The sequence below is a fragment of the Streptomyces sp. NPDC002463 genome (assembly GCF_042889835.1).
Lineage (GTDB): Bacteria > Actinomycetota > Actinomycetes > Streptomycetales > Streptomycetaceae > Streptomyces > Streptomyces nymphaeiformis.
This window is the reverse complement of the sequence record NZ_JBIARL010000005.1, coordinates 149,932-165,194: the sequence shown is the minus strand read 5'-3', so window position 1 is coordinate 165,194 and position 15,263 is coordinate 149,932. Positions and strand designations below refer to the sequence as shown.

At 71.5% G+C, this 15,263-nt stretch carries 12 protein-coding genes; 2 read left to right on the top strand and 10 right to left on the bottom strand.

Annotated features, from left to right (window positions below; all coding sequences use genetic code 11):
* The first annotated feature begins 120 nt into the window (after positions 1 to 120).
* Positions 121 to 1,239 (top strand): M48 family metallopeptidase, encoded by a 1,119-nt coding sequence (locus ACFYX3_RS12885; protein WP_389011896.1) that lies wholly within the window; start codon positions 121 to 123, stop codon positions 1,237 to 1,239.
* Positions 1,240 to 1,308: 69 nt separating this feature from the next.
* On the opposite strand, the gene ACFYX3_RS12880 is transcribed toward ACFYX3_RS12885, so the two are convergent.
* The 7 genes from ACFYX3_RS12880 to ACFYX3_RS12850 all read right to left on the bottom strand — a co-directional run bounded on the left by ACFYX3_RS12880 (position 1,309) and on the right by ACFYX3_RS12850 (position 8,054).
* Complete coding sequence (locus ACFYX3_RS12880; protein WP_389011893.1) at positions 1,309 to 2,394, bottom strand: hypothetical protein; 1,086 nt, start codon at positions 2,392 to 2,394, stop codon at positions 1,309 to 1,311.
* A gap of 95 nt (positions 2,395 to 2,489) precedes the next feature.
* Complete coding sequence (locus ACFYX3_RS12875; RefSeq protein WP_389011891.1) at positions 2,490 to 3,062, bottom strand: hypothetical protein; 573 nt, start codon at positions 3,060 to 3,062, stop codon at positions 2,490 to 2,492.
* Positions 3,063 to 3,148: 86 nt separating this feature from the next.
* Positions 3,149 to 4,432 (bottom strand): glutamate-5-semialdehyde dehydrogenase, encoded by a 1,284-nt coding sequence (locus ACFYX3_RS12870; RefSeq protein WP_389011888.1) that lies wholly within the window; start codon positions 4,430 to 4,432, stop codon positions 3,149 to 3,151.
* A gap of 103 nt (positions 4,433 to 4,535) precedes the next feature.
* Positions 4,536 to 5,045, bottom strand: coding sequence for a hypothetical protein (locus tag ACFYX3_RS12865; RefSeq protein ID WP_389011885.1), 510 nt, complete (start codon positions 5,043 to 5,045; stop codon positions 4,536 to 4,538).
* A 151-nt stretch (positions 5,046 to 5,196) separates the two neighbouring features.
* Positions 5,197 to 6,333, bottom strand: a complete 1,137-nt coding sequence (proB, locus tag ACFYX3_RS12860; protein ID WP_389011882.1) for a glutamate 5-kinase — start codon at positions 6,331 to 6,333, stop codon at positions 5,197 to 5,199.
* Positions 6,334 to 6,420: 87 nt separating this feature from the next.
* Positions 6,421 to 6,849 carry a GtrA family protein gene (locus tag ACFYX3_RS12855; RefSeq protein WP_389012379.1) on the bottom strand — a complete coding sequence of 143 codons (429 nt, stop codon included), beginning with the start codon at positions 6,847 to 6,849 and terminating at the stop codon, positions 6,421 to 6,423.
* 209 nt (positions 6,850 to 7,058) lie between these two features.
* Positions 7,059 to 8,054: a glycosyltransferase family 2 protein gene (locus tag ACFYX3_RS12850; protein ID WP_359510050.1), complete on the bottom strand. Its 996-nt coding sequence runs from the start codon at positions 8,052 to 8,054 to the stop codon at positions 7,059 to 7,061.
* A 260-nt stretch (positions 8,055 to 8,314) separates the two neighbouring features.
* Between ACFYX3_RS12850 and ACFYX3_RS12845 the strand changes: the two genes are divergently transcribed.
* Positions 8,315 to 9,892, top strand: a complete 1,578-nt coding sequence (locus tag ACFYX3_RS12845) for a hypothetical protein (RefSeq protein ID WP_389011878.1) — start codon at positions 8,315 to 8,317, stop codon at positions 9,890 to 9,892.
* A 102-nt stretch (positions 9,893 to 9,994) separates the two neighbouring features.
* Here the strand turns inward: ACFYX3_RS12845 and galE are convergent, their stop codons facing one another.
* From galE to ACFYX3_RS12830, 3 genes are all read right to left on the bottom strand, one after another.
* On the bottom strand, positions 9,995 to 10,987 hold the full coding sequence (gene galE / locus ACFYX3_RS12840; protein ID WP_376590530.1) for a UDP-glucose 4-epimerase GalE: 993 nt from the start codon (positions 10,985 to 10,987) through the stop codon (positions 9,995 to 9,997).
* Positions 10,988 to 11,100: 113 nt separating this feature from the next.
* Positions 11,101 to 12,255, bottom strand: coding sequence for a glycosyltransferase (locus ACFYX3_RS12835; RefSeq protein WP_382661349.1), 1,155 nt, complete (start codon positions 12,253 to 12,255; stop codon positions 11,101 to 11,103).
* Positions 12,248 to 15,010, bottom strand: coding sequence for a CDP-glycerol glycerophosphotransferase family protein (locus ACFYX3_RS12830; protein ID WP_389011873.1), 2,763 nt, complete (start codon positions 15,008 to 15,010; stop codon positions 12,248 to 12,250). The genes ACFYX3_RS12835 and ACFYX3_RS12830 overlap by 8 nt, the downstream gene beginning before the upstream one ends.
* Positions 15,011 to 15,263 lie beyond the last annotated feature (253 nt).

Sequence of the window (15,263 nt, the reverse complement as noted above, 5' to 3'; positions counted from 1 at the left end):
CCCTTCGGTCGTCCTCGGTGCCCAAGTTATCCACAGGGCCCCCGGCACACGGTAGCGCCAGCGCCTACGCTGGGGTCAGTCAGGGGGACGAGCACCGACTCGTACGAACAGGGGGCATCCATGACCGGGAACGACCAGGGGAACGTGCCGAGCAGGCAGCGCAAGCGGTTCCCCGGCATCTCCTCGCGGGCCTACGAGCATCCGGCCGACCGCTCCGCCCTGGTGGCGCTGCGGAAGCTCAGCGGCTTCGACACGGCCTTCAAGGCGCTCAGCGGCCTGCTGCCTGAGCGCAGCCTGCGACTCCTCTACCTCTCGGACTCCGTCCGGGTGAGCGACGCGCAGTTCATCCACCTCAACGACATGCTGAGGGACGCCTGTTACATCCTGGACCTGGAGAAGGTCCCGCCGATGTACGTCGTCCAGGACCCCAAGCCCAACGCGATGTGCATCGGCCTCGACGAGCCGATCATCGTGGTCACCACCGGTCTGGTGGAGCTCCTCGACGAGGAGGAGATGCGGGCGGTCGTCGGCCACGAGGTCGGGCACGCGCTCTCCGGGCACTCCGTGTACCGCACGATCCTGTTGTTCCTCACCAACCTCGCGCTCAAGATCGCCTGGATCCCGCTGGGGACGGTCGCGATCACGGCCATCGTGACGGGGCTGCGCGAGTGGTTCCGCAAGTCCGAGCTCTCCGCCGACCGCGCCGGCCTCCTCGTCGGCCAGGACGTGCTGGCCTCCATGCGCGGCCTGATGAAGATCGCCGGCGGCAACCATCTGCACGAGATGAACGTGGACGCGTTCCTCGCCCAGGCCGACGAGTACGAGAAGGCCGGGGACCTGCGGGACTCGGTCCTGAAGATCCTCAACGTGCTGCCGCGCTCGCACCCCTTCACCACCGTCCGGGCGGCGGAGCTGAAGAAGTGGTCGGAGAGCCGCGACTTCCAGCGGATCATGGACGGGCACTACCCGAAGCGCTCCGAGGACAAGGACACCTCGGTCACGGACTCCTTCCGCGAGTCGGCCGGGCACTACGCCGACACGGTGCGGACCAGCAAGGATCCCCTGCTGAAGCTGGTCGGGGACATAGCCGGCGGCGCCGGTGACCTGGCGGGCGACCTGGGCGGCCGGCTGCGCAACCGCTTCGGCGGCGGCCAGGCCTCCGGCGGCAAGGAAGCCGGGGGCGAGAACGGGGGCCGGGACACGGGCGGCGGGTCCGGGGAGGCCAAGAGCGAGGGCTGAGCCGGGGGCGGTCCCGGGCTGGGGCTGATCCGCGGGCGGGACCCGGGACGCTCAGAGGACCCGGGACGCTCAGAGTGAGGGCAAAGCGCTCGGGGCCAGGGCTCCGCACAGGGCGGGGGCGGCGGGTCGGGCGGTGGCGTACGGGTCGGTGACCGCCGGGCCGTCGCTCACGTCGGAGGCCCGCGCTCCCGCCAGGAGCGGCTTCAGGGAGCCGGTGGTGTCGGCGCCGCACGCCTGCGGGCCGGCCTCCACCGTGCTGGTCAGCAGCTCGGCCCGGTGCATGCGGAGGTCTTCTCGGTCGAAGCGGAAGTGCACCACGCGGTGGACCGTGAAGAGGGAGGCCGCGGCGACCGGGCCCGCGCCCTTGGCGACCGGGCGGAGGGCGTAGGTGTACGTGTGGTCCGCGGTGACGTCCAGCGTGTCGGGGCCGGTCTCCTCGAAGTGGAGGGTGCCCTGCACACGGGCGGCGGGCTCCGCGAGGGCCACCTGACGGGGGTCGAAGCGGACGAGCCAGGCCGCGAGGGCGTGTCGGCCGTCGTCGGCGGGGGACTCGACGCTCCGGTCGAACTGTTCCAGCTGGTCCGGGTCGAGCAGCAGGCGCGCGGGCCGGACGGTCGCCCCGGACAGGACGTCCGGCTCCAGGCCGGAGGCCACCAGGTACTCCTTGGCGATGCTCAGGCCGGTGACGACCTGGCTCTCGGCGAAGTGGGAGGTGCGCCCGGCGACGGGCAGGTTGATGCCGGCGGCCCCGGTGCGGAACTCGGCGGCCGGGCTGTGGGCGAAGAGGCGGTCGGGCGTGCCGCCCGGGACGGCGCCCTGGGGGGCGAGCGGGACGACCGTGGTCCGCAGGGGCTCGGCCCGCTGGTCGACGGGGGGCTGGTACGGGTTGCGGACGCCCAGGTAGATGGCGGTGCCGAAGGCGAGGAGGATCAGCAGCACCAGCAGGACCGCCTGGCGGGAGCCGCTCCGGGTCTCCCAGGAGGAGCGGCTGCGGACGGCCTGGGCGTGCTCGCCCATCCGCTCACGGGCCGAGAACTCCTGAAGATGGGCAGCGCGGATGAACGCCTCGTCGAAGACGACGGATCGGTACTCGTCCTCACCACCGCCGGGGAACCCCTCGGGTGTCCCCTCAGGCGGGTCGCCACGCCCTGCCATACCTTCAGGGTAGGTCCGCACGGGCTTCGGTAAACGCCCGGAGACAAGTTCGGAAGAATTCCGCCGTCGGAGTGTGACGGAGGGGCGCCGGGCGCCTAACGGGGTGACGCCGACCGGGCCACGGGGGCGGGCGCGGGGGCCTGGGCGGCCGGCGGGGCGGGGTTCGGGTTCGGTGTGTCGACGCCCGTGGTGGCCGGCGGCGGGACCTGGTCCTCGTGGTTGGCGGCCGCGCCCCGGTAGACGGCGCTGAAGGCGAGGGCGACCATGCCGACGCCCATGACGAGGGCGAGGACCCAGGCGACTGGCCGGAGCCAGCGGGCGCGGCCCCGGTAGGGGCGCAGGGCCCCGCCGTGGCGGCCGTAGGGGCTGGCGTCGTCGCCGATGTCGTCGGGCTCGTAGGTCAGCCCCACGGCGTCCGGGCCGTCCTCGTAGGGGTCGTCCTCGACGGATCCGCCGCCGGCGCGGGCGCGGGCCGCCTCGGCCTCGGCACGGGCCTGCGCGGCTTCGAGGAGCCGCTCGACCGCGGTGGGCTCGTGGAAGGCGGCGGCCCTGACGAAGTCCTCGTCGAAGACCACGTCGGCCCAGACCTCGTCGGCGCCTCCGCGGTCGACTGCGTCCTCGGGGTCCCCGCCGTCCTGGAACGGCTTGCCCCCCACGTCGTCCGGCACGGATTCAGAGTAGACCCGCAAGGTGCTTTTGGGCAGGGAGAGTGCGAAGTCTCCCCGCCCGTCCACCCCCGTACCGAAAGGAGGTGTTACCGCACGTGACCGTCACCGGTGACGATGTACTTGGTCGAGGTCAGCTCGGGAAGGCCCATGGGGCCCCGGGCGTGCAGCTTCTGGGTGGAGATGCCGATCTCGGCGCCGAAGCCGAACTGGCCGCCGTCCGTGAACCGGGTGGAGGCGTTCACGGCGACCGTGGTGGAGTCGACCAGCTGGGTGAAACGGCGGGCCGCGGCCTGCGAGGTGGTGACGATCGCCTCGGTGTGGCCGGAGGACCACATCCGGATGTGCTCGACGGCCTTGTCGAGGGAGGCGACGACGGCGGCGGCGATGTCGTACGAGAGGTACTCGGTCTCCCAGTCCTCGGGCACGGCCGGGACGACGGTGGCCTTGGAGCCCTCGGAGAGGGCGAGGACCCGCTCGTCGGCGTGGACGGTGACGCCGGCCTCGGCGAGCGCGGCGAGCGCCTTGGGCACGAAGGCCTCGGCGACGTCCTGGTGGACGAGGAGGGTCTCGGCGGCGTTGCAGACGCTGACCCGGGAGGCCTTGGAGTTGATCAGGATGTCGACGGCCATGTCGAGGTCGGTCTGGGCGTCGACGTAGACGTGGCAGTTTCCGGTGCCGGTCTCGATGACCGGGACGGTGGACTCCTCGACGACGGTGCGGATGAGGGAGGCGCCGCCGCGCGGGATGAGGACGTCGACGAGGCCGCGGGCGCGCATCAGCTCGCGGACCGAGTCGCGGGACTCGCCGGGGACGAGCTGGATCGCGTCGGCGGGCAGTCCGGCGCCGCCGACGGCGTCGCGCAGGACGGTCACCAGGGCGGTGTTGGAGGCGTACGCGGAGGAGGAGCCGCGGAGCAGGACGGCGTTGCCGGACTTGAGGCAGAGGGCGGCGGCGTCGACGGTGACGTTGGGGCGGGCCTCGTAGATGATGCCGACGACGCCGAGCGGGACGCGGATCTGGCGCAGGTCGATGCCGTTGGGGAGGGTCGAGCCGCGGACGACCTCGCCGACGGGGTCGGGCAGCGCGGCGACGTCGCGGACGTCGGCCGCGATGGCCCGGACGCGCTCGGGGGTGAGGGTGAGCCGGTCGATGATGGCCTCGCTGGTCCCGGCTTCACGGGCCTTCGCGATGTCCACGGCGTTGGCTTCGACGATCTCCGCGGTGCGGACTTCGAGGGCGTCCGCGATCGCGAGGAGCGCGTCGTCCTTGGCCGCGCGCGGGAGTGGCGCGATTTCGGCGGCGGCGCCACGGGCCCGGTAGGCGGCCCGGGTGACCGGGGAGAGGTTGTCGAGGGGCGTGAGCGAGGTCATGTCCGCAGGGTACTGGCACCCCTGCGGACATCCCTCACGTATCCCGCACTCCGAGACGTACCACCGCCGCGGGAGCGCGCCCCTGGCCGGAGACGCGTGCCCGTCAGTAGGGGTGGACGCCGACCGGGGCGGCCGGGGGCGGGCCGTAGCCCTCCGCGACGCGCTGGTGGTAGGTCTCGCGGTCGATGACCTCGAGCCCCACGATCTCCCAGGGCGGCAGCTTGGCGGTCTGCCGATGCTCGCCCCACAGGCGCAGGGCGACGGCCGCGGCGTCGTGCAGGTCGCGGGCCTCCTCCCAGTACCGGATCTCGGCGTGGTCGTTGGCGTAGCGGCTGGTCAGCAGGAAGGGGTGGTCGTGGGCCAGCTGTTCGAGCCCGCGTCGCACCTCCTTCAGCGGTGACTCCACGCCCGACACACTCAGAGTGATGTGCCAGAGCTTGGACACCGGCCGTTCCTCACGTGTCTCGGTGGTGGTCTCGGTCTTCCTGCCCGTGGGCAGGTCCGACCTGTCCGACCTGTCCCGTGCCTCGTCGAAGTCGGCTCCGGCCTCGACACTGGTCAGGGCGCGTTCGGCAGTCCCGCGGGGCGGTGCCCCTGGGCGCGCTCGTCTCACCGGCGGCCTCCTGTGTGATGCGTGTGGTGCTGTACCCCGCCTTGTCTTACCCCCGAGACAAAGTTGACCAGCCCGAGGCGGCACTTGGGGCGGTTTTGGTAAACGTCCCTTCCGGATGGCCAGACTTTCAGCCGTTTCGGCGTCGGGCCCGTCAGCGGATGACGACCAGGTCGTCGCGGTGGACGACCTCGCGCTCGTACTCGGGTCCGAGGTCCTTGGCGAGTTCGTGCGTGGAGCGGCCGAGCATCCGGGGCAGTTCCTTGGCGTCGAAGTTGACGAGGCCGCGGGCGACGGCCCGGCCCGAGGCGTCGCGGAGCTCGACGGGGTCGCCGGCCACGAAGTCGCCCTCGACGGCCGCGACACCGGCCGCGAGCAGGGACTTCTTGCCTTCGACGACGGCCCGTACGGCTCCGTCGTCGAGGCTCAGGTGGCCTTGCGGGGTGGAGGCGTGGGCGAGCCAGAGCAGCCGGTCGGCGGAGCGGCGGCCGGTGCGGTGGAAGTACGTGCCGGTGTCCCGGCCGGCGAGGGCGTCGGCGGCGCGGCTCGCGGAGGTGAGGACGACGGGGATGCCGGCGGCGGCGGCGATCCGGGCGGCCTCGACCTTGGTGACCATGCCGCCGGTGCCGACGCCCGCCTTGCCGGCGGAGCCGATCTCGACGTGGGCGATGTCCGCGGGTCCTGCGACCTGCGCGATCCGCGAGGTGCCGGGCTTGGACGGGTCTCCGTCGTAGAGCCCGTCGACGTCGGAGAGCAGCACGAGCATGTCGGCGCGGACGAGGTGGGCGACGAGGGCGGCGAGCCGGTCGTTGTCGCCGAAGCGGATCTCGTCCGTGGCGACGGTGTCGTTCTCGTTGACGACGGGCAGCGCGCCCATGGCGAGGAGCTGGTCCAGGGTCCGGTACGCGTTGCGGTAGTGGGCGCGCCGGCTGGTGTCGTCGGTGGTGAGCAGGACCTGGCCGACGCGGACGCCGTAGCGGGCGAAGGAGGCGGTGTAGCGGGCGACCAGGAGGCCCTGGCCGACGCTGGCGGCGGCCTGCTGGCGGGCGAGGTCCTTGGGTCGGCGGGTGAGGCCGAGCGGTGCGAGGCCTGCGGCGATGGCGCCGGAGGAGACGAGGACGATCTCCCGCTCGCCACCGCTGCGGACCTTGGCGAGTACGTCGACGAGGGCGTCGACGCGGTCGGCGTCGAGGCCTCCGGAGGCGGTGGTGAGCGAGGAGGAGCCGACCTTGACGACGATCCTGCGGGCCTCCGTCACGTACTGCCTCGCCACGTCCGTCTGTCCCGTCACGTGTCCCGTCACCTGCGTCGCCACCTGCGTCGTCCTCACTCGGCTGTCCCACGCGCCGCGCGCTCCCCGCCGCGGCTGCCAGGCAATCTACGCGAGCCGGGAGGGCTGCCGCTCGTCCGTTTCGCTCCCTGGACCGGGCGTGGCGGTGCCGCCGGTGCCGCGGGGCACCAGGATCCGCTGGGAGATCAGGTAGGTGAACGGGATCGCGACGACGGCCGCGACGAGTGGCGCGATCCTGTCGTCCATTCCGGCCCAGGTGACGAGGGCGTACAGACCGATGCTCTGCACCAGGTAGTTGGTGACGTTGGTGAGCGGGAAGAGGGCGAACTTCTTCCAGGTCGGCCGGGTGCGGTAGGTGAAGTAGGTGTTGAGGAAGAAGGAGCCGATCATGCTGAGGAGGAAGGCGAGGGAGTATGCGGCGAAGTACGGCATCCAGGGGTGCAGGAGCAGGTAACAGCCGAAGAACGTCGCGGTGTTGACGCCGCCGACCAGCGCGAAGCGGAAGATCTCGGCCAGCCGCGCCCGCCGCGCGCCGGAAGCACTCGGGGCGCCGGAAGCACTCGGGGCGCCGGAATCGCTCGGGTCGCCGGAAGCACTCGGGCCACCGGAAACGCCCTGGACACCGGAAGCACTAGGGTCCCCGGAAACACTCTGGGCCCCAGAAGCGCTCTGCGCCCCGGAAGCCCTCCGCGCTCCGGAGTCGTCAGCCTCCCGGCCGTGTCCCATCAGCGCTCCCGCTCGGCGGTCACGACGCGGATCCGTGCGGCGGCCGCGCGCTCGGCGGCCGCGCGGTCGAAGGAGCGGTGGGTCTCCTTCACGAGGAAGTGCGGGCGGCGCTTGGTCTCGTAGTAGATGCGGCCGATGTACTCGCCGATCAGTCCGAGCATCACCATCTGCACGCCCCCGAGCCCCACGATGATCGCGACCAGGGTGACGTAGCCGGGTGCGGTGACGCCCTGGGTGATCGCGGCGACGGTCACCCAGACGGCGTACAGGGCGGCGAGGCCGGTGAGCATCATGCCGAGCCAGAGGGCGATGCGCAGCGGACGGTTGTTGAAGGAGATCAGCCCGTCCATGCCGTAGTTGAGCAGGGAGCTGAACTTCCACTTCGTCTCGCCGCCCTCGCGCGCGGCGTTCTGGTAGTCGAAGGTGACGGCGTCGAAGCCGATCCAGGAGAAGAGGCCCTTGGAGAAGCGGTTGTACTCGGGCAGCGACAGCAGGGCGTCGACGGCGGGCCGGGAGAGCAGGCGGAAGTCGCCGACGCCGTCGGTGAGTTCGACGTCGACCCAGCGGTTGACGGCCCGGTAGTACACACGACTGAGCGCCGTACGGACCTTCTTGTCGCCCTCACGGGTGCGCCGCGCCATCACCTGGTCGTGGCCCTGGTGGTAGAGGTCGAGCATGCGCGCGAGCAGCTCGGGCGGGTGCTGGAGGTCGGCGTCCATGATGACGACGGCGTCTCCGGTGGATTTGCGCAGGCCGGCGAGCATGGCGGCCTCCTTGCCGAAGTTGCGGCTGAAGGAGGCGTACTGGGTGTGCTGCGGGTGCCGGGCGGCGATCTCGCGCAGTTTGCCGAGCGTTCCGTCGGAGCTTCCGTCGTCGACGTAGCAGATCTCGTACCCGACCGGGAGTGCATCGAGCACCTGTCGCATCCGCGTGTCGAATCGCTCGACGACGTCCTCCTCGTTGTAGCAGGGGACGACGACGGAAAGCCTGGTCATGGAACGGTCACTCCAGAGGGATGGGCGAGAGGACGTCCTGAAGGACTGGAAGGACCGCCACCGGACTCTCCTTCGAGCAGCGCGGCCACGGTACGGCGGGGCGGTGACCGCTCGGCGTCGCCCGAGTGACCGCCCTTGGTCGGCATGTCGTCCATGGGGCAAAGCATGTGGGGAAGATATTGGTATACGTGGCATTTTTACCCATTTCTCACCCATAGGGGTGACATGCCACGGACCTTGGCCAGCTGGAGCGATGACCGGTGAGCAGGACGACCATCTCGGAGCACGGTGACACACGGATGCCGAAGGGCGGGCAGAACGGGAACGACGGAAACGCCGGACAGGACACCGGTGGTACCGAGGAGGCGGACGGCGCGGACGGCCGCCGGGACGGTCTGCGGCGGGTGCCGCCCTGGATCGCGCTCGTCGTCGCCACCGCCTCGGGGGCGCTGCTCTCGGTCGGCGCCTTCCTCGGCCTCTACGTACGCCCCACGTCGGACGACTGGTGTGCGCTGTGGAAGACCCGGGACATGGGGGTCCTGGGGATCGCCTCGGACTTCTACCGCACGCAGAACGGACGTGTCACCAACGCCTTCCTCACCGGTGTCCTCTACTCCGACGGCATGCGGGGCCCGAAGCTGCTGCCCGCCTTCCTGATCCTCGCGCTGGGCGTGGGCCTGTTCCTCCTCGGACGCACCGTGCTGCGCTCGCTGCACCGGGCCGCGCCGCCCGCCGTGCTGCTCGTGGCCGCCGCGGCGCTCGTCTCCGCGCTGCTGTTCTTCGCCGGCACCCGCTCGTACCAGGTGCTGCTCTGGGCTCCGGCGACGATCTCCCACACCCTGCCGGCCGTGATCGGCGTCTGGACCGTGCTCGGCGCGGTCCGCGCGGCGCGCGGCGGAGTGCGGTGGGCCAGGGCCGCGGCGGTGGGGGCGGTGCTCCTGATCGGGGTGGCGCTCGGCATGCTGAGCGAACCGTTCTCCCTGGTGGCCGGAGTGTTCTCGGCGACCGTGGGGGTCCTCTGTCTGCCCCGGTTCGGCTGGACCAGGGACCGGTACGTGTCGACCTGGTGCGCGGCGGCCTGCCTCGGGCTCGTCACCGGCCTCGCCCTGCTCTACACCTCCCCCGGAGCGCGCTGGCGGCGGGCCCAGCACCCGGCGGAGCCGCTGTCGGCCGCGAGCGTCGGGGAGACCTTCCACGACTGGTGGCGCCTCTGGCAGACGATCGGCGGCCAGTGGGCGTACCTGGGGGCCGCCGCCGTCGGTGCGCTGCTCGGCCTGGCGCTCGCCGCCGGGCCCCGGGAGGAGAGACCCCCCGGGCTCCCCCGACGCGGGCTCTTCCTCGTGGCGGTGCTGCTGCCGCTGCCGCTGATCGGCCTCGCCGGACTGGCCGTCGTCTTCGGGCTGCGCAGCGGGTACGGGGACGTCGGCTGGACCTACGCCCGCACCTGGACCAGCTTCCTGCTCCCGCTGCTGCTCGCCCTCTGCGCGTACGGGGTGTGGGGCGGGTACGCCGTGGGGCGGCGGCTCTCGGGGGGCGCGCGTCCCGCCGGACGCGTCGCGGTCCTGGTGGCGGTCGGCACGGTCGCCGTGGGCAGCGCGGCCGCCCTGGTGCAGCCGGTGCACGCGCTGACCACGAGCACGGTGGTGCGCTCCGTGACGTGGGACCGTCAGAACGCCCGCATCCGGGGCGAGGTGGCGGCGGGCGCCCGTGACGTCGCGTACAAGCCGCTCCTCATCGGCGGCCTCACCGAACCCCTCTTCGCGTCCTCGTACGAGCGGGACTGGGCGGCGCAGTGCACGGCCACGTACTACCGCGTGGGCCGCATCCACCGGCCCTGAGGAAACCCGCCGGCCCGGAGCCGGCCCGCGAAACCCGGGCACGCCGAAGCGGGGTACCCCCTGAGGGGGCACCCCGCCTCCGCAGAACGCGGAACGTGCGTGTCAGACGGCCGCGCGGGCCGCGCGGTTGACGCCCCAGCCCTCCCAGGCCGAGCTGATCATGGAGCGGACGTCGTGCTCCGCCTTCCAGTTCAGCTCCGCCGCGATGCGCTCGGCCGAGGCCACCACGCGGGCCGGGTCGCCCGGACGGCGCGGGGTCACGAGGGGCTCGACGCTGTGACCGGTGACCTCGTTGATGAGGTTCACCATCTCGCGCACCGACACGCCCTCGCCGCGCCCGATGTTCAGGGTCAGCGTGGCCGTCTCGCCGCGCTCGGCCGCCGCGGCGAGCGAGCGGGCCGCGGCGAGGTGGGCGCTCGCGATGTCGGCGACGTGGATGTAGTCGCGGATGCAGGTGCCGTCCGGCGTCGGGTAGTCGTCGCCGAAGATGCGCGGGGACTCGCCGGCGTCGAGGCGCTCGAAGACCATCGGCACCAGGTTGAACACGCCGGTGTCGGCGAGCTCGGGGGCCGCCGCGCCCGCCACGTTGAAGTACCGCAGGCAGGCCGTGGACAGGCCGTGGGCCTGGCCGACGGCGCGGGCCATCCACTCGCCGACGAGCTTCGTCTCGCCGTACGGGCTGAGCGGCAGGCACTCGGTGTCCTCGGTGACGAGGTCAACGTCGGGCATGCCGTAGACGGAGGCGGAGGAGGAGAAGAGGAAGCTCTTCACGCCGGCCGAGGCCGCCGCGTCGAGGATCGTCTGCAGACCCGTCACGTTCTCGTGGTAGTAGAACAGCGGCTTCTCGACCGACTCGCCGACCTGCTTCTTGCCGGCCAGGTGGACGATGCCCGTGATCTGGTGCTCGCGCAGCACCCGGTCGAGGAACGCGCGGTCCAGGACCGTGCCCTGCTCCAGGACGATGCCCTCGGGGACGCGCGCCGGGTTGCCGGTGCTGAGGTCGTCCAGCACGACGACGCGCTCGCCGCCCTCGGTCATTGCTTTGACGACGTGGGAACCGATGTAACCGGCGCCGCCGGTGATGAGCCAGGTCATTCCGACAGTGTAGCCACAGGCCCAGGGCCCTCCGGAGGCTCCGGAAGTGGCCCCGGACACGCCGAAGCCCCGCCCTGACACGGGGTCGGGCGGGGCTTCGAAGCCGGCGGGCCCTAGCGCTCGATCTCCTCGAACGCCGCCTCCCACTGGTCGAGGACGTGCGGCAGCGCCAGGTGCGCGACGTGCTCGCGGCCGGCCTTGCCGTACCGGTGGCGCATCGCGTCGTCGTCCATCAGCTCGCCGAGCGCGGCGGCGAGCCCCGGCACGTCGGCCGGCGGCACCAGGGTGCCGGAGACGCCGTCCGCGACGAGCTCCCGGACACCACCGGAGACGTCGAAGCTCACGCACGGCACGCCGCAGGCGGCGGCCTCGGCCAGCGCCATCGGCCGGCCCTCGCGCTCACTGCTGATCGCGACGACGGACAGCTCGCGGTAGGCGGCGGCCATGTCCTGCGCCGTGCCGCGGAAGACGACCTGGTCGGCGACGCCGAGGTCCTCGGCGCGCATCCGCAGCTCGGCCTCCAGCGGGCCCTCGCCGAAGAGGTGCAGCTCCCAGCCCTCGCGGCCCTGGTGGGCCTGCGCGAAGGCCTCGATCATGCGGTCGTACCGCTTGATCGGGTCGAGCCGGCCGACGGCACCGATCTTGCGGGTGTCGAGCGGGGCCAGCTCGTCCGGGAAGAACGGCAGCGGGTTCGGCATGACGCGCACGTTCGGCACGCGCTGGTTGACGAACTCGACCGCGTCGCCCTCGGAGAGCACCAGGGTCTGCTCGAGCTCCGGGTAGTGACGGCGGATCAGGCCCAGGTTGGCGCTCCGCTTCGCCTGCGCGAAGGACTCGTGGTACTGCCCGATGCCCTTGAGGTGACGCCACTTCAGCGGCATGACCCAGTCGACCGCCCACGGCGAGCCGAAGACGATGTAGCCGTCCTTGACCTCGGCCAGCTTCCGCTCGAACTCGGCCCGCGCGCTGTCGCGGTCGGCCCGGGCGCGGCGGGCGTCGGCGCGCCGCGCCAGGCTGATCCGGTCGCCGACCGTGCGGACCGGCGGCTTGGGCTCGGAGGGGGCCGGGTAGAGCGTCGTGTGTCCGTACGAGCGGGTGGCGTTGTACGGGAACGGCTCCGGGCTCGGCCGGATGCCGATCAGCTCGACGCGGTGACCGCGCTCCCCCATGCCCTGGGCGAGGGTGTGCAGCACCCGCTGGGATCCACCCATCGAGTCGACGTCGATACCGACGAAGAACACGTTGCGGACAGGGGAGGCCTCAGTCATGGGTGCCGCCTTCGAAAAAAGCATCGACCACCATCTTGCTGGCGTGGCCGGTCTCGTACGAGCAGAACATTTCCTGGAAGCGCGCGTACCGCTGGGCGTGGCGCTCCTGGGTGCCCTCCAGGTCCCGCACGGCGGCGGCGAGGTCCTCGGTGGTCGTCACCATCGGGCCGGGCGCGATCTCTTCGAGGTCGTAGTACGTGCCGCGGTCGCCGCCCTTGTACGCCTCGTAGTCGTCCGTGTAGAGGATGATCGGGCGGCCGGTGTTGGCGTAGTCGAACATCAGCGACGAGTAGTCCGTGAGGACCGCGTCCGAGGCCAGCATCACGTCGTTGATGTCGGCGTAGGAGGAGCCGTCGCGCAGGAAGTGGCCCAGCTCCGGAGCGATCTTGAACCGGTCGTACGGGTGGGTCCGGACGACGACGATCCACTGGTCGGAGAGGTGCGGGGCCAGCGCCTCCAGGTCCACGCGCACCGACTGCCCGGTGCGGCGGGCCGCGTCACGGAACGTCGGGGCGTACAGCAGGACCTTCTTGTCGGCCGGGATGTTCAGGGCCTCGCGGACGGCGGCGGCTCTGGCCTGCTGCTCGGGCTCGGCCCAGCGCACCAGCACGTCGTTGCGCGGGTAGCCGGAGCGGATCAGGTCGGCCGAGACCTCGAAGGCCGGGACGAAGGTCCGCTCGAACTCGGCGCTCGGGCAGACGAGGGCGTCCCAGCGGCCGACGGCGGCGCGGAAGCGACCCTTCTCGATCTCCGAGGCGCCCCGCAGCGAGGGCACGTCGAAGCCCATCGCCTTGAAGGTCTGGCCGTGCCAGGTCTGCAGGTACCGGGTGCCCTTCGGCTTCGGGTACAGGTACGGCAGGTTGTGCGAGTCGACCCAGAAGCTGGCACGGGCCAGCGCGCGTCCGTACGCGAAGCTGCCGCGCTTGACGAGGGTGACGTCCTCCGGGAAGGACGAGCGGTCGCCGGAGTACGACCAGACCACGTCGATCGGGAGGTTGCGGCGCTTGAGCTCCTCGTAGATGTAGCGCGGGCTGTCCGCGTAGCCGCGGCCCTCGAGGGCCTCGAACACGGCGAGCTGGCGCTTGCGGCGCGGGAGCTTGGACACGGCGTCGTAGGCGCTGGCCTTGCCCTCGTTGCCGACGAGGATCTTCCTGACCTTGCCGACCTTGCCCTTGGCCTTGCGGGCGACGGGGCCGAGCGGCTCGAGCGACTTCAGGACGCCGGACCGCTGCCAGGTCACCTCGAGGCGTCCGGCCCCCTTCTGCTCCGCCTTGATGCGGAGGTGGTGGATGCCGAACCGGTGGTACGTGACGGTGGCGCGGAAGTCCGGCTGGTCGTGCTTGGCCAGCAGGATGTCCGTGCGCTGGGCGCCGTCGCGCTCCAGGGCGACCACCGGGTGGCGGCGGGTCGCCACGCCGACCTTGCCGACGGGCACCTTGCGGAAGTCGACCTCGGCCTTGGAGACGTACTGTCCCTCGCCCTGCGGGCGCAGCGTCAGCGGCACCGTGAGCGGCGTCTTGTGCGCGGCGAGCTTGACCGAGGCCTTGGTGTCCTCGGTGATCAGGCCGGCCGGGTCGTACGTGTGGATCTCCAGGTGCAGGACCGGGCCCCGCATCGACACGGAGGTCAGCTCGTGGCGGACGCGGCCGGTGGCGAGCACCTGCTCGCGCATGTACCACTCGCTGATGTCCAGCGCGTCGCGGCTCGCGTCGTCGGCGGGGGCGACGGCACCCCAGTAGGTGGCCTCGCCCTCCTCCGTCATGAAGCGCGGGGCGAGCTGCGGCCGGCCCAGCTGGCGACAGGCGACCTGGAGGTCCTCCAGGCGGCCGGTGCGCAGCAGGTGGATGCAGATGCGCTCCTCGCGGGAGAGCCGGGCGTAGGTCTCGTCGGAGATCTCGTCCAGGTACGGGTTCACCACGTCGGCGAACTCGGCGATCCAGTCGAGGTCGCGGAACGGCAGGTCGCCCAGGTACAGGCGGAAGTCGTGGCGGAGGAACTTGTAGTCCTTCTCCGCGCGCAGCCCGCCGCGGCCGTTCTCCTCGAACCAGGCGTCGATGAGCCGGGCCACGCCGATGCGGTCCGCGACGTTCTGGATCTTGTGCCGGCTGGAGGAGATGGAGACGCTCTCCGGCGCGAGGCGCCAGGTGTAGACCGACCACGGGACGACGGCGAAGGACTCCGCGAGCGAGAAGGCCTGCGCGGAGAACAGCTGGTCCTCGTAGTGGATGCCCTCGGGGAAGGTGAGGGCGTTGTCCCGGATGAAGGCGGTCCGGTAGAGCTTGTTCGTCGAGAGGTGGTCGAAGAAGTACTCCGGGGCCTCGGCGATGCCGTCGACGACGCGCTTCTCGGTGAAGAGGTGCGGGTACCAGAGGCCGGTGGTGTTCGACTCCTCGAAGAGGCGGGTCACCTCACCGGTGACGAAGTCGACCCCGGTCTCCTCGGCGACGAGGAGCAGGCTCTTGCAGGCATGGCGGGGCAGCTCGTCGTCGCTGTCCAGGAACATGATGTGCGGGGCGCGGGCGACCGCGATGCCGCGGTTGCGGGGCGCGCTGCAGCCACCACTGTTCTGCTCCAGGCGCACGTAGCGCACCCGCGGGTCGGAGGCCTCCAGAGAACGCGCGACACGCTCGGTGCCATCGGTCGAACAGTCGTCGGCGATGATCACTTCGAGGTTGTTGAGGGTCTGGTCGAGCACGGACCGGACCGCTCGCGGGAGCCGTTCCTCATCGTTGTACACGATGATGACGACGCTCACATCAGGGACGTCGCTAGTCGGCATCCAAGTCCTCTCACAAGTGCGGGCGGCGACACATGGCACGCGTTCCGGCCAGGCGCAGCACTGCCTGCGCCATGGTCAATGGCGCGCTACTGCCTTCGGTGGTGAAGGGTGCCGCCCCCTCATGTTCGACGAGCGCCACCCGGCGACCGGAAAGACTACCCGGCAGGAGGAATTGTTTCATACCTGCTCTCCCGGACCTTCGGTGATGTTCACCGCATCGTTCACCCCG